Genomic DNA, 22,705 nt, shown 5'->3' with positions numbered 1-22,705 from the left:
AGGGTTAGCCAATGCGCTTTACTGATATATTTATCCGCAGGCCGGTACTTGCCGCCTCAATCAGCTTTCTGATTTTACTACTAGGCTTTTATTCGCTTAAAAGCATGCAAGTACGTGAATATCCAGAGATGACCAACACTGTAGTGACTGTAACCACCAGCTATTACGGTGCTGATTCAAACTTAATTCAAGGCTTTATCACTCAACCTTTAGAGCAAGCCTTAGCCCAAGCTGACAACGTTGACTTTATGACCTCAGACAGCTTTTTGGGTAGCTCTAAAATCTCTGTGTATATGAAGCTTAACACTGATCCTAATGGTGCTTTGGCTGATATTCTGGCGAAGGTAAACTCGGTGCGTTCCCAGCTACCCAAAGAGGCTGAAGACCCAACAGTAGAGATGTCGACAGGTGCGCAAACTTCTGCGCTATACATCTCGTTTTATAGTGATCAAATCAACTCTAGCCAAATCACTGATTACTTAGAGCGTGTGGTTAAACCTGAACTGTTTACTATTGATGGTGTTGCTAAGGTTAACCTATACGGCGGTATCAAGTACGCCATGCGTATATGGTTAGACCCCGCTCGTATGGGAGCTTTTAACCTGTCTGCTACCGATGTAATGAATGTACTGCAGGCGAACAACTATCAATCTGCAGTTGGCCAAACAAACAATACATTCACGCTACTAAACGGTACCGCTGATACTCAAGTTGCAACCGTTGATGAACTTGAGAAACTGGTTATTGGTAGCAAAGACGGCTTAGTGATCCGTTTAGGTGACATAGCCAGCGTTAACTTGGAAAAAAGTCACGATGTTTACCGTGCTCTAGCCGATGGTCAAGAAGCTGTAGTTGTCGGTCTCGATGTTACCCCTACTGCTAACCCACTGATTGTTGCAGCCGATGCGCGAGCAATGATGCCGCAAATTGAACGCAACCTGCCAATCTCAATGAAGGCTCGCGTACTTTATGACTCATCACTGGCTATTGATGAATCAATCAATGAAGTTATTAAGACCATTGGCGAAGCAGCATTAATCGTTATCGTGGTTATCACTCTCTTCTTAGGTTCGTTCCGTGCAGTCATCATTCCAATTGTCACTATTCCACTGTCGCTCATTGGGGTTGCCGTTATCATGCAGATGTTCGGTTTTACCCTTAATCTAATGACACTACTGGCAATGGTACTCGCCATTGGTTTAGTGGTGGATGACGCCATCGTGGTGGTAGAAAACGTCGACAGGCATATCAAGCTAGGTGAAACGCCATTTAGAGCCGCGATTATCGGTACCCGTGAAATCGCGGTACCGGTGATTTCAATGACCATCACACTTGCTGCGGTATACGCGCCTATTGCACTGATGGGTGGTATCACAGGTTCACTGTTTAAAGAGTTTGCCTTAACCCTTGCCGGAGCCGTATTTATCTCTGGTATTGTAGCACTGACTTTGTCACCTATGATGTGCTCAAAAATCCTTAAAGCACACTCAGAGCCAAACCGTTTTGAGCGCGGCGTTGAGAACTTCTTAAACGGATTAACAAGTCGCTATAACCGCATGCTAACAGCCGTGCTCAATAAGCGCCCTGTGGTGATAGGCTTTGCGTTTATCGTATTCGCTTCGCTACCTATCTTATTTAGCTTTATTCCGTCAGAGCTAGCACCAAACGAAGATAAGAGCGTAGTAATGATGATGGGCACAGCGCCCTCTAGTGCTAACCTCGATTATATCCAAGCCAATATGACATTGGTGACCGATATGATCAGCGCTCAACCAGAAGCGGCTGCATCTTTAGCTTTCGTCGGTGTGCCTAACGCCAACCAAGCCTTCGGTATTGCGCCACTCGTGCCTTGGAGCGAACGCGACAAGAGCCAAAAGCAGATGCAAGAGTTCTTTGGTAAAGAAGTGAAAAACGTACCAGGCATGGCAGTAACCACCTTCCAAATGCCTGAGCTACCGGGCGCTTCAAGTGGTCTACCTATCCAGTTTGTTATCACTAGCTCAAGTTCATTTGAGAGCTTATTCCAAATTGGTTCAGGCGTACTTGAAAAAGTGCAGCAAAGTCCGCTGTTTGTATACTCAGAGGTGAACTTAAAGTTCGACTCAGGTTCAATGAAGATCCATATTAAGCGTGACGTTGCCGGTGCCTACGGCATCACCATGCAAGATATCGGTCTCACGCTTACCACCATGATGAGTGATGGTTACGTCAACCGTATCAACTTAGACGGTCGCTCGTATGAGGTGATCCCACAAGTTGAACGAGCATTGCGTGCTAACCCTGAAGCGCTAGCGGGTTATTACCTCACCGCAGCTGACGGTCGTTCAATCCCACTGTCGAGTTTAGTGGATGTAGAGATCATCTCAGAGCCACGCTCATTGCCACACTTCAACCAGATGAATGCAATTACCGTAGGTGGCGTTGCAGCGCCAGGCGTTGCCATTGGTGATGCTATTACCTTCCTTAAGAACATTGGTGATAACGACTTACCTAAAGGCTATAGCTACGATTTCTTAGGTGAAGCGCGTCAATACGTGACTGAAGGCTCAGCACTATATGCCACCTTTGGTTTAGCGTTAGCGATTATCTTCTTAGTTCTTGCTAGCCAATTTGAAAGCCTTAGAGATCCATTAGTGATCTTAGTATCTGTGCCGTTAGCTATCAGTGGTGCTTTAGTTGCCTTAGGTTGGACTCATGTGTTTGGCCTATCGTCGATGAATATCTACACTCAGGTCGGCTTAATAACCTTGGTGGGGCTAATTACTAAGCACGGTATTTTGATGTGTGAAGTCGCTAAAGAGGAACAGCTGCATAACGCCTTGAGTAAAATGGACGCCATTAAGCATGCTGCGACGATTCGTTTACGTCCAATCTTAATGACCACCGCAGCGATGATTGCAGGTTTAATCCCGCTATTATTTGCATCAGGAGCAGGCGCTGTTGCGCGCTTTAACATCGGCCTAGTAATCGTGTCAGGTCTAGCAATTGGTACCGTATTCACCTTGTTTGTTCTACCAGTAATTTATACCTACTTGGCAGAAAAACATGAGCCTCTGCCTGTATTTGATGAAGATACTCAAGAGACTAAAGCTTCCCACGCTTAACCTTTAACCCAACCAAAAGCCTGCAGCATTGCAGGCTTTTTTATTGCCATTTGATTTATCGAGTTTTGATTCACACTCAACGGTGATTATTTTGGCAATATACCTATGCTCAGGTACAATCAATTAATAACAAGCACTATGCACTTAAGCGGATATAGATAATGATTAACCCGAAGAAAATCGAAGAAGTTGCTAAGCAGTTAAGCGAAAATCTACCTAGCGGATTGAAGCAGTTCGCTGGCGAATTTGAAGAACGTAGCAAGCAGGTACTGCAAAATCAGCTACAAAAATTAGATGTCGTATCTCGCGAAGAGTTTGAAGTGCAGCAGCACGTGTTAATTAAAACCCGTGAGAAACTAGAAGCACTACAAGCGCAAGTAGACGCGCTAGAAGCTAAGTTAAACCAAGCAGGCTAACTTTACTAAGTTAGCTGCCGCGGTTCATGTATTTAAATAGAAAGAGCATCTATTATTAGATGCTCTTTTTGTATTCACAAAATGAAGTATCTCTGAATAGTATTAGTCTTCGCTAGCACTACTCTCAAATACTTTAGCAAGCAAAATAATGCTACAAGCCAGCAAAGCTAAGTCTTTCACTATAAACTGACCGCTGCCGGTGAGCATAGCAAAGCCCATACTAGTTTCGTATGCGGGCAGACTAATCACAAACGTTTGCGTGGCGGCAAACGTCAATGCAGCAATACAGAGCCCCGCAATATAAGCATTTTTAGACCAAGGCAGTAACGCGATACCAGCAACTGCAATCAATTCAATCACACCGATAAAATAAGAGCCGTGCAGCACGCTAAACAAGTCGTAAATCCAACTAAATAGCGGACTTGTGCGCATCAAGCCTTCAATACCATCGGCCTCATATTGGGTGAATTTCATACCACCTATCCACAACATTACTAGCACGATTCCAGTTAACATCAGTTTCTCAGCTAGCTGGTTAATGGTTTTGTTACCACTATAAAATGAGCTAATAAACAAGGCTAAGCCAACAATACCTAGATATTTAATCAGCCCCTGACCTGCACCAATTGCTGGGAAACCACCTAAACTATCTAGCCAAACCGGGTGGGTAAACATCATCAGTAATGGCACTGTGGCTAAACCTGCGTACAGGTAAATCAGCACTTGCGCCCAACGCTGTCGCGGCTTCAGCAGGGCAATTACCGTAAGCAATTGTACAAACCCAATAACAACTCCTAGCCAAGGGAGAGCTGGCAAGCCAACCTCCAATAATTGCTGAGAGAAATAGCTTGAGTCGTTTGCTGTAAATCTAGGCATTGCGGTCAACAATAAAAAGCTCGCTAACAAGATCCGTGCTATCACAATAGTGTTAGCAACGGATAAGTGTTTAAGTATATTAGACATGTAAGGCTCCTATTTTTTGCAGTAGACCCGCAAAAGCAATAATGCCTTTCATTCAATTAAGTATTTTATGAAATAAGATTAATTTACGCTTCATCCACAAGGGCTAGAATGTCACGACTTCAATAGTTAGCCTTGTGGCATAACGAGTCTTCTTCAATAACGGCCTGTATTAAGGCTTTGTATACTGCGTACTGAGGCATTTTTGAATAATTTAAATCCAAACCACCCAACTCTATTTTCGCCTCCACAAACCAATAAAATGATCATCGTGGCTTGGGCGTTACTGTTAATCATCCCTGCCACTATCTATCTAACCGCTAGCAGTTTATTCCCCAGTATTGCCTTAAATACTTGGCTATCTGAAACCCTTTATTGGCTCACCAGTACAGGTACTGCACCTTATGGCATCATCACTGGCTTACTCATTCTCACAGCTTGCTATCGCAGTATGAGTAAAGCACATTTCATAAAGCTAGTATTAGCGGTTTCAATCAGTATGGCGGCCACATTAAGCCTTAATCAATTTTTAAAACCCTACTTTGCCGAGCCTCGCCCCAACGCTGCTCTACTTGAGCAAGAATACCTACTAAATACCCAAGATTTTTATCAACATGACAAAGCCGAAAAAAGACAAATAATAACAGTTGCCATCAATCAACTTGATATTGCCCGCCCAGATCTGCAGCTTAGCTCTTCAATTAAGCGCCACTGGAAGCATGAAGTCGGTTACGCGTTTCCATCGGGTCACACACTATTTGCAGTCACCTTAGCTCTTGTTGTTGGCTATTACCTATTACTTTCGGGCAATCTAGTTATGCCATTGCTTCTATTATCTTGGGCCATTGCTATGGGCTTTAGCCGCATGTTTTTGGGCATGCACTGGCCACAAGATGTCTTAGCATCAACAGCCATTGGTGGTTGTATCGCCTTTAGCAGTATTTATATGACTCAAATATTGTGGGCTAAGGTCAGTAATAAACTCAACATGCCATTAAAAACAGCGTGATCAATCACAGCCATAATATTAACTCAGCAAAATAAACTTTATTAAGACGCTTGCTTGCGCTTGATATTAATTGCGGTATTCTGCCTGCAAACAAAACGGTATTTTGATGAAAAACATGGCTGAATTGCAATTAGATAAGATTGACCTGCATATCCTCAAACTAATGCAGCAACATGGTAAATTGTCTAATCAAGAACTCGCTGAAAAGGTAGGCCTTTCGCCATCACCTTGCTCTAGACGGGTTAAGTCACTAGAAGAAGCTGGCTATATTGCCGGCTACGCCACCTTGCTCAGTGCAGAACATTTCGATCTAGCGCTCACTGCCTATATTCAAGTGCGATTAGAAAAGCACTCAACAGATATCCTTGATGCCTTTGAGGAGAAAATCAGCAGTTACGATGAAGTACAAGAATGTTGCCTGCTCACTGGTAGCGATGCCGATTACCAAATAAAAGTACTGGTGACCGACATGAAGCACTTTAAAGTGTTCCTGCTCGACAAACTCACCACCAATGACCACATTGCGGGTGTACGTTCGAGCTTCGTCCTAAAACAAGTTAAAAACCAAACCAGCATTCCGCTACCGAGCTAAACTTCTGTTTTACTCACCTGCTTTTAGGCAGCTGAATCCACCACAGATTGTAGCCAAGAGACTATAATCTGTGCATTCGCTCTCATTTTTCAGTTTATTCGTTAAATGATTTTATTGCGCATAAGCGTTAATACAAACCGATCATCGCAATAATAAAGCAACGCAAATCAGTATGTCGACAAATAAATTCAAAAATAGGCAAAAAGAAGACGATAAACATTGCGAAAGCGATTTATAACGCTTCTTTTTGGCGTTGACTCGTATTTTTAAACCACTAATATGCGCGCTCTTAGTTGATCAAGATAGTCAGAAAGAGAGCTCCAATGAGTACAGTAAAACAAGGGCACTTTAGCTCAAAGATAGGCTTTATTATGGCCGCGGCAGGTTCTGCGGTGGGCGTAGGTAATATTTGGGGTTTCCCAACTCAAGCTGCCACTCATGGCGGCGGCGCTTTCTTGCTGGTTTATCTGTTTCTGATCTTAGTGCTAGGCTATCCAATGTTAATGGCCGAACTCATGATTGGTCGCCACGGCCAAACCAATCCAGCAGATGCTATGGCTAAAATCGCCAACACTCCGCTCACCAAAAGAATAGGTAAAGCAATTGGCTTTATCTCAATTGTGACCGCTACACTAATCTGTACTTTCTACAGTATTTTATCAGGCTGGTTTGTTAGTTTTGCCATTGCGCCTATTGCAGAGATAAGCGGCCAAACTCAAGCGGCTAATTGGTTAATGGATTTTAGCTTGTCGCGCAATCTAGTGTTTACCCTAATCTTTATCGCTATGGTGATTTTAGTGATCCGCCAAGGTGTACAAAAAGGTATCGAGCGTTGGTCTAAGCGTTTAATGCCTATGTTATTACTGATCTTAGTCGCTGGCGTGGTGTATATCTTGACTCAGCCTGGCGCCATGCAAGGTTTAGAAGTATTACTAGTACCTGACTTTTCGCGGGTATTTGATGCAGATGTATTGATTGGCGCGCTAGGACAGACCTTTTTCTCATTAACCATTGGTACTGCGGCAATGATGGTTTATGGCGCTTACTTAAGCCAAAAAGAAGACCTAGCTAAGCTAACCGCCTACGTCACCCTAACCGACACCTCAGTGGCATTTTTAGCGGCATTAATGGTGATCCCTGCTATGTACGTGGCGCAGCATAACGGCGTACAAATTTTTGCAGAAGATGGCAGCTTACTGAACTCTGACACCTTAGTGTTTACTGTACTGCCTGCACTATTCGATACTATTGGCGGTGTGAGCCAATACCTATTAGCGATTGTGTTCTTTATCTTAATGACCATTGCCGGTTTAACTTCAGCTATCTCAATTGTTGAAGTGCCCACCAGCTACTTAGTTGAGAAAACGACCTTAAGCCGCGACAAAGCAACGTTGCTTGTAGGCAGCTTAATTGCCGCGCTATCTATGATAGTTGTGTTTAATTTCGACAGCCTATTCAGCTTTATGATCACCCTAACCACAGAGCGTGCACAGCCACTAATCGCTCTAGGTATTGCCATCTACTTAGGTTGGGTATGGAACAGAAATCAGTTAATCACAGCGATTGGTCAGCAAGAAGGTGTGCAAGCTAATAGTCTTTTCTGGAAAGTATGGCCTTGGTATGTGAAGTACATTTGCCCACTTTTAATCATCATGATTATTGTGCAGCTAATTAGCTAAATAGCTAAATAGCCGCATTTTGAGCAAACTTTGTAAGGGCGATATTATCGCCCTTTTTCTATGTGCGCCCCCCAAGAAAGTGAAGCCTGTCACACCTACCTGTGACCCTTTGTCGCACCTTGGGACAAATTGGTTTGCTGTATTTATAAAGCCCTGTAAAACAGGCGAAAAATAAATAACGACAGTGACACCATGATGAACAAGAAAAGTATTTTGACGATTCCTTTCGTCACCTTGGGATTAATCTCTCTACCCTGTTTAGCCAATGAAACTGTGACAAAAGCTGACGAATCGCAACCTGTAGAGCGCATCGTGGTCACTGGCGAATTGATGAAAGACCCAACCAAAACCTATACCGACCCTAAAAAACCACGCTTACCTTTACCTGCATATGACGGCGCAGGATTTTTAAAGACCATTCCAGGTTTTAGTATCGGCCGAAAGGGGGGCGCAGGCGGTGATCCTAGCCTGCGCGGTTTAGGTGGCTCTCGTTTGAGTATTGTTGATGATGGTCAGCATGTCGCAGGCACTTGCGGCGGACGTATGGATCCACCAACAGCCTATATTTACCCTGAAGCCTACGACAATATTACCGTAATTAAAGGGCCACAAACCGTTAAGTACGGTCCGGTAGGTAGCGCAGGGACGGTGTTATTTGAAAAGGACCGTCACAGCTTTGATGAACCGGGGCTTGATGGCCGCGCGAGTATGACCGCTGGTAGCTTTGGTCGTACCGATTACTTGGTCGAGCTGAAAGCGGGTGACGAAAAACATTACTTCGATATGGATGTTAACCAGTCATCAAGTGATCATTATAAAGATGGTGATGGCAATAAAGTGCAATCGAGTTACGACCGTTCTAACTACAACTTTGCACTTGGTTGGACTCCAACTGAACAAACCGTTTTAGAGCTTGCCTATGGCAGTTCATCTGGCGAAGCAGAGTATGCCGACCGTGCCAATAAAGCCCGCGAAATTAGCAATGAAAACCTAACCTTTTTACTGCAACACGAATTTGATAGTCAGTGGCTAAACAGCATTGAGCTGCAAGCTTACACCAATGAAAATGACCACGTTATGGACCAATTTGACCAAGGAGTCAACTCGGGGACTAACGTTAGACGCACCACCTCGGGTGGGCATTTATGGCTCGACTTTACTTTAGCCAACGACTGGACATTAACTGCTGGCGTTGACCATATGGACAGTACCCATGAGGGTCGCAGCATTAATCCTGCTGTTGATAATGGACTCGATGACCTGCTCAATAAACCGTTCAAAGACAATATGCGCTATCAAACCAGTGGCTTATTTGTTGAATCCACCTATGAGTTACCCCATGGGCAATTGCTTGCAGGCGCGCGTTATGACCACTGGAAAACCGAGCTTATGGTTGGTCAACAAGGTGAACGCAGCGATGACTTGTTCAGTGGTTACGGTCGCTATGAGTTAACGTCAGGTAACAGCCAGTACTACGCAGGTGTTGGCCACGCGCAGCGCATTCCTGATTACTGGGAGATCATGAAAGCCGATGTGAATAACCCAAGCCAAAAAGCTTTCGACTTAGCGCCAGAGAAAACCACTCAGCTTGATATCGGTTGGATCTACGAAGCAGATATCGCTATCTCTACTTCACTGTTTTACGGTGAGATCCGTGACTATATCTTAATTGATGCCAATACAGATAAAACCAGTGCTTACAACATTGATGCGACAGTTTTTGGCGGTGAAGTCGCTGCAACAATTCCGCTAACCGAGCATTTTTCAACGCAAACAAGCGTTAGCTATAGCCATGGCGACAACGACACAGCTGGCACGCCATTAGGGCAGATCCCGCCGCTTGAGGGACGCATCACCTTAGACTATCAATACAATCAATGGGCAGCGGGTCTGTTATGGCGCTTAGTCGCAGCGCAAGATCGCGTCGCTATTGGTGAGGGGAATATCTCAGGCCAAGACTTAGCAGAAAGTAGCGGCTTTGGTACGCTTTCGTTCAACGCAAGTTGGAAGCACAACGATGCACTATTGGTTAGCTTTGGCATAGAAAATCTATTTGATATTACCTATGCCGAGCACATTAGTCGCTCAGGTGCAGGTAACGACATTCCAGGAAGCGAACCAACATTTCAAGTTAATGAACCCGGCCGCACTGCGTGGGTAAAAGTGGATTACACTTTCTAAGCTTTAGCTTTTTAACTAAAAAGTCCGCTCAACTGAGCGGACTTTTTGTTTTTCAATGAACAACTAATACTTAGCTGCTAATACCGAATTAGCTAAGCCAGCACTTCTTCCAATGCCTTTAAACATAAGGCAACGTTTTCACGACGAGCACCATAACCCATCAAACCGATACGCCACGCTTTACCCGCTAGTGCACCAAGGCCTGCACCGATCTCAAGATTGTAGTTTTCTAATAGTTGCTTTCTAATCTTGGCGTCATCAATCCCCTCAGGAATATAGACTGCATTTAACTGCGGTAAACGCTGCGCTTCAGTGACTACAAATTTAAGCCCTAAACGCTGTAGTCCGTGACGCAATACTTGATGCATATCCGCATGACGCTGCCAAGCAAGCTCTAACCCTTCTGCCGCTAATAAACGTAGTGATTCATGTAAGGCATAAAGCGCATTAACCGGAGCAGTATGGTGATAACTGCGCTTGCCATCGCTCGATGCATCCCAGTACCCCATCACTAAGGTTTGATCTAAAAACCAGCTCTGCACTGGCGTTTTACGTGCTTTTAGCTTCTCAACTGCAGCTGGTGAGAATGACACAGGCGATAACCCCGGCACGCAAGATAGGCACTTCTGACTGCCAGAATAAATGGCATCAATACCCCACTCATCGACTCTTAACTCTACGCCACCTAATGAAGTCACCGCATCAACAATCGACAAACAACCATGCTGTTTTGCTAAGGCACATAAAGCCTGCGCATCAGACAAGGCGCCAGTTGATGTTTCTGCATGCACAAACGCTAAGAATTTAGCATCAGGGTTTGCAGCCAATGCGCTTGCCACCAGATCAGCGTCAACCGCTTCGCCCCATTCGTTATCAACCACGACCGCAATACCACCAACTCGCTCTACGTTTTGGCGCATGCGCTCACCAAACACGCCGTTACGGCAAACAATCACTTTTTCACCTGGCTCGACCAGATTCACAAAACAGGTTTCCATGCCTGCACTACCTGGCGCTGAAACCGCTAACGTCATCTCGTTGGTCGTTTGAAAAGCATATTGAATCAGCGCTTTAAGCTCATCCATCATAGCGACAAATAAAGGGTCTAAATGACCAATAGTTGGTTTAGCCTGCGCAGCTAATACTTCAGGATAAACATCTGATGGGCCTGGCCCCATTAAAATACGGCGTGGCGGTGAAAATGATTCAATAAAAGGTGCAGGTAACATGTTTTTTTCCTCTAAAACTAGGCGCTTTTATAAGGTTAGGATTTGACTGCTGCCATGCTGCTAGAACGATAAATATCGAAAAGCCCCTACGTGTTAGTCAGTCTTTAGTGGAATATTATTATTGTTATATCTTTATTGGTGTAAAACTGTTCACTAAAAAAGCAATGTAATGACAATACTACAGAAGAAGCTCTAATACTATCAACCGCCTAGATGATAAATATTGCTCTAAATTCCACAAAACAAAAAGGCAGCCCTATCAAGATTTAAGCTGCCTTTTATCGAATTTCCGAACAATATTAGTCACGATGACCTAAAAACAATTGATACGCCGGACTCTGAGTTTCTTCTTGATAAACAAAACCTAAATCAGTTAAAAACTGCTGGAACCGTAAACTATCACACTCAGGAACCTCAAAACCTGCGAGAACCCGGCCATAAGCAGCGCCATGATTACGGTAATGGAATAAACTGATATTCCACTTGCTTTGTAAGGTGGTTAAAAACTTAAACAGCGCCCCCGGATGCTCAGGAAACTCAAAGCTAAACAAACGCTCCTCTATCGGTTCTGGCGGCTGACCACCCACCATATAACGCACATGCAGCTTTGCAGATTCATCCTGAGATAGATCTTGCACCCCAAATCCTTCCGACTCTAGGTTTGCAATAATCTCCTCAAGCTCGACCTGTCCATTAGATAAACGAATGCCCGCAAACACTACCGCCTTATCACGACTACTGAAACGATAGTTAAACTCTGTCATTGCGCGCTTTTCTAACAGCTCACAAAAGCGTAAAAAGATCCCCGGACGCTCCGGCACTTTTACCGCTAGAATAGCTTCTTTTTGCTCACCTAATTCGCAGCGTTCAGACACATAACGCAAGCTATGAAAATTTACATTGGCACCACTGAGAATCGCGCCAAGCTTTTCACCTTTGCCGTTAATGCCGATATACTTTTTTAGGCCTGCCAGCGACAGCGCACCTGACGGCTCAGCAATCGCACGAGTATCCTCAAAGATATCTTTGACCGCAGCACAGATTTCATCTGACGTTACGGTAATCACGTCATCAACATATTCACGCGCCAATCTAAAAGGCTCAGCGCCAATCTGCTTTACCGCTACGCCATCAGCAAATAATCCAACTTGCGATAACACTACCCGCTCATCAGCGTCGATTGCCGCCTTTAAACAAGCAGAGTCTTCAGGCTCTACGCCGATGATTTTAACTTGTGGCATCACGGCTTTATAATAAGCAGCAACCCCGGCAATCAGCCCGCCGCCACCAACAGGTACAAATACCACTTCAAGATCCCGCTGCTGCTGCAACATCTCTTGCGCAACGGTACCTTGGCCGGCAATCACGGCTTCATCGTCAAACGGCGCCACATACACACGGCCTTCATTTTCAGCCAAACTTTGGGCATAGGCATTCGCTTGATCAAATGCTTGTCCGTGCAACACCACTTCACCGCCCAAACGTCTAACCGCATCGACTTTAATATCCGGCGTGGTTTCTGGCATCACAATCACCGCGCTAATACCACGAGCTGACGCAGACAATGCTACGCCCTGAGCATGATTGCCAGCTGAGGCGCAAACAACGCCGCACGCACACTCATCTGTCGTCAGCTCAGCTATTTTGTTATAAGCGCCACGCAGCTTAAAAGAATGCACTGGCTGCATATCTTCACGCTTTAAAAATACCTGACAACCTAAGCGCGCTGACAGCTTGTTCATGCTCGATAATGGCGTCACTTTAGCGACATCGTAAACCGACGACAGCAAAATTTTCTGTAAATAATAGTGGGCTAAATCCAGTTGTGATTGTGATGCTAAAGCCAACATAAACTACCTCTTAAACCCGTTAAATCCATTACACTAATTTACTGGTATCACGCACAGCGCCTTTATCGGCACTGGTCGCAAGTAGCGCATAAGCTTTAAGCGCTAGTGATACCTGCCTTACACGCCCCAATGGCTTCCAAGCATCTTTGCCTAGCGCTTCCATCGCAGTGCGACGCGCGGCTAATTCAACATCACTGATCGCCAATTTGATGGAGCGTGCAGGAATATCAATTTCAATTCGATCGCCCGTTTGCACTAAACCTATGGTGCCACCAGCTGCAGCCTCAGGTGAAACATGGCCAATAGACAAACCTGACGTACCACCCGAGAAGCGACCATCTGTAATCAACGCACACTTAGTGCCAAGACCACGAGACTTTAAGTAACTGGTTGGGTACAACATCTCTTGCATACCGGGTCCACCTTTAGGGCCTTCATAGCGGATCACCACCACATCGCCAGCTACCACTTCACCACCTAAAATCGCAGCAACTGCGTCATCTTGGCTTTCATACACACGTGCACTACCAGTAAAGGTATGGTTTTCGACTTCAACGCCTGCAGTTTTAACGATACAACCATCGACGGCGACATTACCTGCTAATACCGCTAAACCACCTTCTTGGCTAAAGGCAAACTCACGGCTGCGGATACAACCTTCCTGACGGTCATCATCAACACTGTCCCAGCGACAATCTTGGCTAAAGGCTTTAGTGGTTGGAATACCTGCAGGGCCTGCCGAGAAAAACTTACGTACTGCAGCATCGTCACTCTGAGCAATGTCGTATTTAGCCAATACTTCCGCCAAGTTTTTACCCGCTACGTGATAGGCAGTATTGTGCAGTAAGCCTGCTCGGTCTAACTCACCTAAAATGCCCATCACACCACCGGCGCGGTGCACATCTTCCATGTGATACTTTGGCGTTGCTGGTGCCACTTTGCAAAGGTGTGGTACAAGACGAGAAAGTCGGTCGATATCTGCCATGGTAAAATCTACTTCAGCCTCTTGCGCCGCCGCCAACAAGTGCAATACGGTATTACTTGAACCACCCATCGCGATATCGAGTGTCATCGCATTTTCAAAGGCATCAAAATTGGCAATATTGCGTGGCAATGCTGACTCGTCATCATCGCGATAATAGCGCGTCGCTAAATCCATAATGCGGCGCCCAGCCTCTAAGAAAAGCTCACGACGATCAGCGTGAGTCGCCAGCATTGAGCCATTACCCGGTAGCGATAAACCTAGCGCTTCAGTTAGGCAATTCATTGAGTTAGCAGTAAACATGCCCGAGCATGAACCACACGTAGGGCACGCGCTGCGCTCAATCTTTTCGCTGTCTTCATCTGATACACGCTCGTCTGCACCGGCGACCATAGCATCAACCAGATCGAGTTTAATCAGTTTATCTGAAAGCTTAGTTTTACCCGCTTCCATCGGTCCACCAGAGACGAAAATCACTGGAATGTTAAGACGTAGCGAAGCCATTAGCATGCCCGGAGTGATCTTGTCGCAATTAGAAATACACACTAAGGCATCGGCGCAATGCGCGTTGACCATGTATTCAACGCTGTCGGCTATCAGCTCGCGTGACGGTAAGCTATAAAGCATGCCGCCGTGGCCCATCGCAATGCCGTCATCAACAGCAATAGTATTAAATTCTTTAGCGATACCACCGGCTTCTTCAATCGCGCCAGCAACTAACGAGCCCATATCTTTAAGGTGCACATGCCCAGGTACAAACTGAGTAAACGAGTTTGAAATAGCAATAATCGGCTTACCAAAATCATTATCCTTAACGCCTGTTGCACGCCATAATGCACGTGCTCCTGCCATATTACGGCCTTCGGTACTGGTTGCTGAACGTAGTTTTGGCATTGCTTTATCCTTGATATAAAATGCGTCATTCATTGACGCATTTATGCTGATTCTTTATTGCTTAACCCAACCGAGTTAAGCCACTTCAATTTGTTTTCTGTGTTTATCGTTAGATAATTAATCGGAGCTTATGGATGTTATAACACCTCTAGCCAGCCCCATTTATCTTGCGTCTCTCCATTAAATAAACCGAAGAAACTTTGCTGAATTTGTTTGGTGATCTCACCACGCTTACCTGTGCCAACTTCGATACGATCAACACTGCGCACAGGTACAATCTCAGCTGCAGTGCCAGTCATAAAGATTTCATCGGCAAGGTAAAGAAACTCACGCGACATCTGCTCTTCAACCACTTCATAACCTTGATCCCGTGCCAAGGTGATAATCGTGTCGCGCGTTAGCCCCATCAGAATAGCGGCAGTTGCTGGCGGTGTGTAGATTTTGTTCTTTTTAATCACAAATATATTGGCGCCAGCCGCTTCGCTCACTAAGCCGTTAGTATCAAGAGCAATCCCTTCATCAAAGCCGTTGCGTTTAGCTTCGGTGGAGATTTGTAATGATGAAAGGTAATTACCTCCAGCTTTAGCACCAGTCGGAATAGTATTGGGCGCTAAGCGATTCCATGACGTTACTGCCACATCAACACCCGCATCCATGCTGTCTTCACCTAAGTAAGCGCCCCAAGGAAACGCAGCGACCATTAAGTCGCACTGAGCATCTTTAGGCGGCGTAATTCCCATGCCCACATCGCCATAAAAAGCCAATGGTCGGATATAAGCACTGCTTAAGCCATTACCTAAGACTGCGTCGCGGCAAGCTTGCATGGCATCATCGAAACTATAGGGGATCGGCATACGGTAGATCTTGGCTGAATCAAATAATCGCTGCACATGCTCAGTTAACCGAAACCCCGCTGGGCCATTTGGCGTATCGTAAACTCGAATACCTTCAAAAACCGACGTGCCATAATGCAGTGCGTGAGACATAACATGTACCTTAGCATCACCCCAAGGCATCATTTCACCATTGAACCAAATTAATTCTGCTGTTTTAGCGGCCATTTTCTCACCCTTTCTATTTTGCTAATGCGGTAGTTGAATTGCTTACTAATACGCGGCAATCAATGACATCAATAAGCTTATCTATCTGATTAGTCAGCAAGCCAATTTCACGCTCACTCTCTACCAACATGTCGATGCTGGTACTGTTATTACTATTAATCTGCATACTTAAGTTGGCGACCTTAAAACCACGATGGCGAGCAACGCGTAAAACACGCTCTAGCACTTCAGGTCTTTGCTGCACGTTTAACGCTAATGAGTAATTGTTCATATTCTTGCTCTCCATCTTGCTTCAATGCTTTTGTTTCAATGCTTTTGTTTCAATGCTTTTGTTTCAATGCTTTTGTTTCAATGCTTTAGCTTTAATACTTGTTTCAAGTCAGTCATACCGTAATGGGCTGAACCCGATACCAATTAAGTTTGCTTATCCATCTCTTCCATCATGTCTTGGTTCGAGGCTCCCGGCGGTACTAACGGCCATACATTGTGAGCATCATCAATCGACACGTGCAGTAAGAAAGGTCCTTCGCTATTGAGCATCTCATCTAAACCAGCTTCAACTTCGCTGGCTTTAAAGATGTTGCGTCCAGGGATATCGAATGCCGAGGCCATTTTTACAAAGTCTGGATTATCTGATAGGTCAGTTTCGCTATAACGCTCTTCAAAAAACAGCTGCTGCCACTGCTTAACCATGCCGAGCTTTTGGTTATCGATAAGTAAGATTTTTACCGGTAAGCGCTTGCGCTTAATCGTCGTTAGCTCCTGTACATTCATCATAAAAGAGCCATCGCCTGATACTGTTACTACTGTGGCATCTGGGCGTGCCACTTTAGCGCCAATTGCAGCGGGTAAGCCAAAACCCATAGTGCCGAGACCAGCACTTGAAAGATGGTCTTCCGGTCGATTGAAAAACATATGCTGTGCAACCCACATTTGGTGCTGACCAACATCACAAGCCACTACACTGTTTTTCGGTAACTTATTGGCTAAACGGTTTAACATTGCAGGTGCGTAGATTAGCTCACCGGGACGGTCATAACGCCACTGATGCGTTTGTTTCATCTCATCAACCTTGGCTTGCCATGACGCAAACTGCTCACCTAGATTTTGACTTAATGCAGGCAGGATTTGGCGTAAGTCGCCAGCGATAGCCACTTCAGGTAAGCGTAATTTGCCAAGCTCAGCAGCGTCTATATCAAGGTGAATAACTTTGGCGTTTTCAGCAAAGCTAGCTAAACGGCCGGTAACTCTATCGTCGAAACGTGCGCCAACCACTATCAATAAATCACATTCTTGTACGGCTAAATTCGCCGCCTTAGAGCCATGCATCCCCAACATGCCCAAGTAACCAGGCGTATCTATGGTAATAGAGCCTAGACCTTTGAGTGTTGCCACTGATGGAATGCCGGTCACTTGAATAAAGTCGCGTAATTGCTCAACAGCACTCGCCATACCCACGCCGCCGCCAACATACAGCATTGGCTGCTTAGCTTGTTCGATAAGCTCGCGCGCATCGTTAATTTGCTCTGGGGTATGCTCAGGCTCGGCGCTGATAGCTTGCAGAGGTGTTTTATATTCCAGCATGGCAATTTGTACATCTTTAGGAATATCCACCAATACCGGCCCCGGACGACCTGATGCAGCGATTTCAAAGGCTTTATAAAGCGTCGGCACTAGCTCATCAACATTAGTCACCATAAAGCTATGTTTAGTACATGACAGTGACATACCTAGAACGTCGATTTCTTGAAACGCATCTGTACCAATAACCGCTGTGGAAACTTGACCTGTGATAGCAACAACTGGCACAGAGTCCAGCAGCGCGTCAGCAAGTGAGGTGACTAAATTCGTTGCCCCAGGGCCAGATGTGGCAAAGCAAACCCCTGTTTTGCCACTTGCTCTGGCGTAACCCACAGCTGCAAATGCAGCTCCTTGTTCGTGGCGGCTAAGCAGATGCTCTACCGGGCTACCATAGAGCGCATCGTAAATAGGCATAATCGCTCCGCCAGGGTAACCAAACACTGTTGTTACACCATGTGCGGCAATCGCTTTTATGACTGCGTCTGCGCCTCTTATCATTTGCCCTTGTTCCATCAGCTCTTACTCCACTACATTTAACTTTATTTCTTAAGGGGTTAGCTTTTGCTTAACCCCTTAAACGAAAAAACCCCCGTTCCTTTCGGAGCGGGGGTTTTTGCAATCTTAAACCTAAGTTAGGTATGTCGATTCGATATGCGCAGCCCCCGCTGTGATTTAATAATCACGACGGTAATAATCACAATAATCAGCTGGGCAGCTTGTTTGAACATATTCGACTTGTATCCTAATCAGATTCTTTGCTTAAATTCGGTGTCGTTTAAAACGCGACCATTTAGAAGTACCACAAAGCCTATAAAAAACACAATAAAAAACTTTTTAACATCAAAATTAATCAAGTTGAGCCTATTCCTTTATCGACTCATATACTGACAAATAATCATGTTCTGCCTAACTGAGTTAATGCCACTAACGTGTTAATAATTAATGTTTTTTCTAAAATATCTTTTGTCTCTAACAAACACTTTAACGACCAAGAGTCTAGAGCGGGTTACCCTCCAGACTATTGGTAAAAAAGTGATTAACTTTCTTCGACAATGCGCTTCATTTCGGTCATATAGCCACGTAACTCAGCACCAATCTCTTCAACGGCGGTACCACGAATTGCCGCATTTACTTCAATTAGGCGTACGTTATCGACACCGTTACTCGCATCTTGCAAGCCACCACCTAAGTACTCGGCAGACATGTTAGCCACATAGTCGCTTAGTAAAGGCAGCGCCGCATGGTTGAACAAATAACAGCCGTACTCAGCTGTATCTGAAATCACTACGTTCATTTCATATAAACGTTTACGTGCAATGGTATTAGCGATAAGCGGCGTTTCATGTAAAGATTCATAGTAAGCAGACTCTTCAACAATGCCTGCTGCAACCATGGTATCGAACGCAAGCTCAACACCCGCTTTAATCATGGCTACTAAAAAGATGCCCTTATCGAAGTATGCTTGCTCATCGATATGCTCTTCACAACCCGGTGCATTTTCAAAACCTGTATCGTTAGTCTCGCTGCGCCACTTAAGTAAATTAGCGTCATCATTAGCCCAATCCGTCATCATGGTCTTAGAGAATTCGCCCCCGATGATGTCGTCCATATGCTTTTCAAATAGCGGCTTAAGGATAACTTTAAGCTCTTCAGCCATGTCATAAGCTTTGATCTTTGCAGGGTTAGAGAGTCGGTCCATCATATGCGTGATGCCACCGTGCTTTAGCGCTTCCGTGGTGGTTTCCCAGCCTTGCTGAATAAGCTTAGCTGCGTATCCTGGCTCTACACCATCGGCAACCATCTTCTCGTAACCAAGAATCGCACCCGTTTGCAGCATGCCGCATAAAATGGTTTGCTCGCCCATCAAGTCTGACTTCACTTCAGCAATAAACGATGAGTGTAAAACGCCAGCGCGATCGCCACCGGTAGCACTTGCATAAGCCTTAGCGATATCAAAACCTTCAGCCTTAGGATCATTTTCAGGGTGAACTGCAATCAATGTTGGTACACCAAAACCACGCTTATATTCTTCACGTACCTCAGTACCCGGACACTTAGGTGCCACCATGATGACCGTGATATCTGGACGTACTTGCATGCCCTCTTCCACGATATTAAAACCATGAGAATAAGACAGGGTTGCACCCTGCTTCATCAGCGGCATAACAGTGTTAACTGCATTGGTGTGTTGCTTATCTGGAGTAAGGTTGAGCACAAGGTCAGCATCTGGAATTAGCTGCTCAATGGTGCCAACACGGAAACCATTGCCCGTGGCTTTTTGGTACGAGTCGCGCTTTTCATTAATCGCTTGCTCACGCAATGCAAAAGAGATATTCAGACCTGAGTCACGCATATTCAAACCTTGGTTCAAACCTTGTGCGCCACAACCTAAAATAACGATGTTCCAACCTTTAATAAAGTTACAGCCTTCGCTAAATTCACTACGATCCATAAAGCGGCATTGTGCCAGCTGTTCTAATTGTTGACGCAAATTCAGAGAGTTAAAATAGTTAGCCATCTGATATACCACCTTGATTCTGGACATTTAAACGGGCTGACTCTTTACCGAGCCACGCTGTGATTAAGGTCACTATAGCGCAAGCTTTTGATTGCTTAAAATGATATATTCGAAACGTCATATTGCATTTATTGCAACATCAATAGCCAGAGCGAAATATAAAGGTTACGTGAAAGTAGCTGCAGGAATAGCGGAGTCACTGTGGATATAAGAACCATCAAGCTTTATTTGCATCTAGCAGACAGCTTACATTTTGCTAGAACGGCGCAGGCGATGCATGTCAGTCCATCGACATTGAGTCGTGCGATGCAAAGATTGGAAGAGGAAGTTGGTGCACAATTATTTCAACGCGATAATCGCAGTGTCACCTTAACCAGCGCTGGGGTCGAATATAAAAACTTTGCCGAAGTGACACTGGCTCAGTGGGCTAAATTGAAAACAAAATTAGATCCCAAGCAAGATATTCTAAGAGGCAAGCTCAATATCTATTGTTCGGTCACTGCAGCCTATAGCCATTTACCGGGATTACTCGACCGCTTTCGCCGTGAGCACCCTCAAGTTGAAATAGCCCTGATCACTGGTGATGCAGCAAACGCGGTGAATGAAGTACGTAATAATCGTGCCGATATCGCGATTGCAGCGTTACCCGATGCTTTTCCTGACACCCTACATTTTGCCAAAATAGATGACGTCCCTTTATCCATCATCGCACCAACTTTTAGGTGTCAAGTACAAGAGTTATTAACCGAATCTTATATCCCGTGGGATCGACTCCCCTTTATTGTTCCTGAACACGGTCCCGGTCGAAAGCGAATTGATAACTGGTTTAAATCATTAGGCTTAATACCCAATATATACGCACAAGTATCGGGACAGGAAGCAATAGCTTCGATGGTCGCACTTGGATGTGGTGTCAGTATTACTCCAGAGGTGGTAATTAACAATAGTCCAGTGCGAGACCGCATTCAGTTGTTAAGCTCACCAATAGAAATTCCGCCATTTGAACTTGGCTGCTGCTGCAAAGTAAAACGCCAACAAGAGCCTATTATCGATGCCTTTTTAAGTGCTATCTAACTTACTTCTGAATGCGCTTGGACACCATTAATGATCAAGTTACGTAACCAACTATGACTTGGATCTAGGCTAAAGTGTTTATGCCACACCAGCACATAAGCACCTGGCTCAACTTTTACCGGCACGTCTAAGCAAACTAAATCATAGTCGGCAATCATCTGCATCAGGTATTTCCGCGGAGCACATAAAATCAGATCGCTATGCTCACATAAACCCAAGGCACAATTAAAGTCAGTCATGTTAACCGCGATATCACGCTGTAAATGCTGCAACCTAAGCACATCATCTAACAACCAATGTTCAACACCTCCAAAGGCCACCTGTAAATGTCGATACTTAAGGAAAGTGTCGAGATCCCAAGTCTCTTTTAATAAAGGGTGTCCACGCCTAACTAAACATACTGGATAGTCACGGATCAGTTCTGCATAACCAAGCTCTTCCGGCAAGTTATTCATATGCAACAAAGAGCGGTTATCCCATTCGCGGCAAATAATCCCCATATCGATTTCACAACGCAATAACTTATCCATACTGTCATGTGACCAAGTCTGACTATTAACACTAACTAATGGTGCATCTTTCAAAAGTTTGGGCATAAAGTGCGGATAACTTAGCGAGTAAGCAGTTTCAACTACATGCATTCGAAATCGGCGCTGACTTTCAGCAGGTTCGAAAGTACTCGGGCGAGTAAACTGATCAAGCCGTTGTAATACCTCTCTAAGTTCCGGTGCTAACTCCAGAGCTCTAGGTGTCGCCTTTAATCCATAAGCCGTGCGCTCAAATAACTGATCATCAAAGGTCTCCCTTAATTTACTTAGCTGTTTACTCACTGCAGATTGGCTCAAATGTAATCTTGAGGCAGCAGCGGTAACACTCTGTTCTTCGAGCAAGACTTCTAACACCCTAAGTAAATTGAAATCCAACTGTTTCACATAGACCTTCTATATAAACACGCTAACCTACAGACATCATAAAGCCTTTATGACCCAGGAATAACAAAAATTAGAGCAATATCGATCTTCAATCGATAAAAACAACTGCAAATGACCTACGACCAGAATTGATCTGCGAAGAGTCGATAATGTGGAGCATATAATCGCCCTCAGTTCCCATAGCGAACACATGGATTTGAAGCAATGTGTTTTGAACACTTATTGAATGTGCAGAAATGATGACAGCAAAGGATAGCGAAGCGCTATTTCTTGGATAGATGTTTGTCTATAAAAGGCAGGATTTTGCACAAATGACAGACGTAAAAAAGCCCGCTACATAGTAGCGGGCTTTGATACTAATTTGGCGCCTGGAAATGGCCAGCTGCGAGCAAGCTCTCCGCGTTCCCCCCTTGCATTAAGCTTCATTTGATAAGCACAAGGGCCTCACCCTACTCCACATGGGTACTGAACCTCACTACGTTCGGGCTTTTATTCCCCCATGTCCGAGTGGCCATCTTTCCAGACAAAAACGAAAAAAGCCCGCTACATCGTAGCGGGCTTTGATACTAATTTGGCGCCTGGAAATGACCTACTCTCACATGGGGAGACCCCACACTACCATCGGCGATATTGCGTTTCACTT

Annotated in this window: 16 protein-coding genes; 7 read left to right on the top strand and 9 right to left on the bottom strand. The window is 45.0% G+C overall.

The window, feature by feature from the left end:
• The first annotated feature begins 11 nt into the window (after window positions 1–11).
• Window positions 12–3,104 carry a multidrug efflux RND transporter permease subunit gene (locus tag L2747_RS20480; protein ID WP_249000811.1) on the top strand — a complete coding sequence of 1,031 codons (3,093 nt, stop codon included), beginning with the start codon at window positions 12–14 and terminating at the stop codon, window positions 3,102–3,104.
• A gap of 161 nt (window positions 3,105–3,265) precedes the next feature.
• A complete protein-coding gene (gene ubiK, locus L2747_RS20475; RefSeq protein ID WP_249000810.1) occupies window positions 3,266–3,520 on the top strand; it encodes a ubiquinone biosynthesis accessory factor UbiK in 255 nt (84 codons plus the stop codon).
• Window positions 3,521–3,622: 102 nt separating this feature from the next.
• Here ubiK and L2747_RS20470 read toward each other — a convergent pair whose 3' ends face one another.
• Window positions 3,623–4,483 (bottom strand): DUF417 family protein, encoded by an 861-nt coding sequence (locus tag L2747_RS20470; RefSeq protein WP_249000809.1) that lies wholly within the window; start codon window positions 4,481–4,483, stop codon window positions 3,623–3,625.
• Window positions 4,484–4,685: 202 nt separating this feature from the next.
• Here L2747_RS20470 and L2747_RS20465 point away from each other — a divergent pair, with 202 nt between their 5' ends.
• From L2747_RS20465 to L2747_RS20450, 4 genes are all read left to right on the top strand, one after another.
• Window positions 4,686–5,489 (top strand): phosphatase PAP2 family protein, encoded by an 804-nt coding sequence (locus L2747_RS20465; RefSeq protein WP_249000808.1) that lies wholly within the window; start codon window positions 4,686–4,688, stop codon window positions 5,487–5,489.
• 115 nt (window positions 5,490–5,604) lie between these two features.
• A complete protein-coding gene (locus tag L2747_RS20460) occupies window positions 5,605–6,081 on the top strand; it encodes an Lrp/AsnC family transcriptional regulator (RefSeq protein ID WP_220781537.1) in 477 nt (158 codons plus the stop codon).
• Window positions 6,082–6,404: 323 nt separating this feature from the next.
• Window positions 6,405–7,760, top strand: a complete 1,356-nt coding sequence (locus tag L2747_RS20455; RefSeq protein ID WP_249000807.1) for a sodium-dependent transporter — start codon at window positions 6,405–6,407, stop codon at window positions 7,758–7,760.
• Between the two features lie 195 nt (window positions 7,761–7,955).
• Complete coding sequence (locus L2747_RS20450; RefSeq protein ID WP_428848553.1) at window positions 7,956–9,941, top strand: TonB-dependent copper receptor; 1,986 nt, start codon at window positions 7,956–7,958, stop codon at window positions 9,939–9,941.
• Window positions 9,942–10,033: 92 nt separating this feature from the next.
• On the opposite strand, the gene L2747_RS20445 is transcribed toward L2747_RS20450, so the two are convergent.
• The 7 genes from L2747_RS20445 to ilvC form a co-directional block, all read right to left on the bottom strand.
• Window positions 10,034–11,170: a pyridoxal-phosphate-dependent aminotransferase family protein gene (locus L2747_RS20445; protein WP_249000805.1), complete on the bottom strand. Its 1,137-nt coding sequence runs from the start codon at window positions 11,168–11,170 to the stop codon at window positions 10,034–10,036.
• 299 nt (window positions 11,171–11,469) lie between these two features.
• Window positions 11,470–13,020, bottom strand: coding sequence for a threonine ammonia-lyase, biosynthetic (gene ilvA / locus L2747_RS20440; protein WP_249000804.1), 1,551 nt, complete (start codon window positions 13,018–13,020; stop codon window positions 11,470–11,472).
• A gap of 28 nt (window positions 13,021–13,048) precedes the next feature.
• Entirely contained in the window at window positions 13,049–14,896 is a 1,848-nt protein-coding gene (ilvD, locus tag L2747_RS20435; protein ID WP_249000803.1) for a dihydroxy-acid dehydratase, read from the bottom strand.
• A 137-nt stretch (window positions 14,897–15,033) separates the two neighbouring features.
• Window positions 15,034–15,957 carry a branched-chain amino acid transaminase gene (locus L2747_RS20430; RefSeq protein ID WP_249000802.1) on the bottom strand — a complete coding sequence of 308 codons (924 nt, stop codon included), beginning with the start codon at window positions 15,955–15,957 and terminating at the stop codon, window positions 15,034–15,036.
• Between the two features lie 13 nt (window positions 15,958–15,970).
• Window positions 15,971–16,228: an acetolactate synthase 2 small subunit gene (gene ilvM, locus L2747_RS20425; protein ID WP_248472621.1), complete on the bottom strand. Its 258-nt coding sequence runs from the start codon at window positions 16,226–16,228 to the stop codon at window positions 15,971–15,973.
• 143 nt (window positions 16,229–16,371) lie between these two features.
• A complete protein-coding gene (gene ilvG / locus L2747_RS20420; protein WP_249000801.1) occupies window positions 16,372–18,051 on the bottom strand; it encodes an acetolactate synthase 2 catalytic subunit in 1,680 nt (559 codons plus the stop codon).
• 523 nt (window positions 18,052–18,574) lie between these two features.
• Window positions 18,575–20,056 carry a ketol-acid reductoisomerase gene (ilvC, locus tag L2747_RS20415; RefSeq protein ID WP_220781528.1) on the bottom strand — a complete coding sequence of 494 codons (1,482 nt, stop codon included), beginning with the start codon at window positions 20,054–20,056 and terminating at the stop codon, window positions 18,575–18,577.
• 201 nt (window positions 20,057–20,257) lie between these two features.
• Between ilvC and ilvY the strand changes: the two genes are divergently transcribed.
• Complete coding sequence (gene ilvY / locus L2747_RS20410) at window positions 20,258–21,130, top strand: HTH-type transcriptional activator IlvY (protein WP_249000800.1); 873 nt, start codon at window positions 20,258–20,260, stop codon at window positions 21,128–21,130.
• Here the strand turns inward: ilvY and L2747_RS20405 are convergent.
• Window positions 21,127–22,062 (bottom strand): LysR family transcriptional regulator, encoded by a 936-nt coding sequence (locus L2747_RS20405; protein WP_220781526.1) that lies wholly within the window; start codon window positions 22,060–22,062, stop codon window positions 21,127–21,129. The two genes, ilvY and L2747_RS20405, sit on opposite strands and share 4 nt — an antisense overlap.
• Window positions 22,063–22,705 lie beyond the last annotated feature (643 nt).

The organism is Shewanella marinintestina, from assembly GCF_023283845.1.
In the GTDB taxonomy this organism is placed as follows: domain Bacteria; phylum Pseudomonadota; class Gammaproteobacteria; order Enterobacterales; family Shewanellaceae; genus Shewanella; species Shewanella marinintestina.
The sequence above is the reverse complement of the archived record's forward strand: the minus strand, read 5'-3'. Positions and strand labels throughout refer to the sequence as shown.

Excerpts from the sequence above, each read along its gene's own strand:
- L2747_RS20430 (WP_249000802.1), bottom strand. The coding sequence starts at position 15,957 with ATGGCCGCTAAAACAGCAGAATTAATTTGGTTCAATGGTGAAATGATG.
- ilvD (WP_249000803.1), bottom strand. The coding sequence starts at position 14,896 with ATGCCAAAACTACGTTCAGCAACCAGTACCGAAGGCCGTAATATGGCA.
- ilvA (WP_249000804.1), bottom strand. The coding sequence starts at position 13,020 with ATGTTGGCTTTAGCATCACAATCACAACTGGATTTAGCCCACTATTAT.
- L2747_RS20450 (WP_428848553.1), top strand. The coding sequence starts at position 7,956 with ATGAACAAGAAAAGTATTTTGACGATTCCTTTCGTCACCTTGGGATTA.
- ilvM (WP_248472621.1), bottom strand. The coding sequence starts at position 16,228 with ATGAACAATTACTCATTAGCGTTAAACGTGCAGCAAAGACCTGAAGTG.
- ubiK (WP_249000810.1), top strand. The coding sequence starts at position 3,266 with ATGATTAACCCGAAGAAAATCGAAGAAGTTGCTAAGCAGTTAAGCGAA.
- L2747_RS20470 (WP_249000809.1), bottom strand. The coding sequence starts at position 4,483 with ATGTCTAATATACTTAAACACTTATCCGTTGCTAACACTATTGTGATA.
- L2747_RS20445 (WP_249000805.1), bottom strand. The coding sequence starts at position 11,170 with ATGTTACCTGCACCTTTTATTGAATCATTTTCACCGCCACGCCGTATT.
- L2747_RS20480 (WP_249000811.1), top strand. The coding sequence starts at position 12 with ATGCGCTTTACTGATATATTTATCCGCAGGCCGGTACTTGCCGCCTCA.
- ilvG (WP_249000801.1), bottom strand. The coding sequence starts at position 18,051 with ATGGAACAAGGGCAAATGATAAGAGGCGCAGACGCAGTCATAAAAGCG.
- L2747_RS20460 (WP_220781537.1), top strand. The coding sequence starts at position 5,605 with ATGGCTGAATTGCAATTAGATAAGATTGACCTGCATATCCTCAAACTA.
- ilvC (WP_220781528.1), bottom strand. The coding sequence starts at position 20,056 with ATGGCTAACTATTTTAACTCTCTGAATTTGCGTCAACAATTAGAACAG.
- L2747_RS20455 (WP_249000807.1), top strand. The coding sequence starts at position 6,405 with ATGAGTACAGTAAAACAAGGGCACTTTAGCTCAAAGATAGGCTTTATT.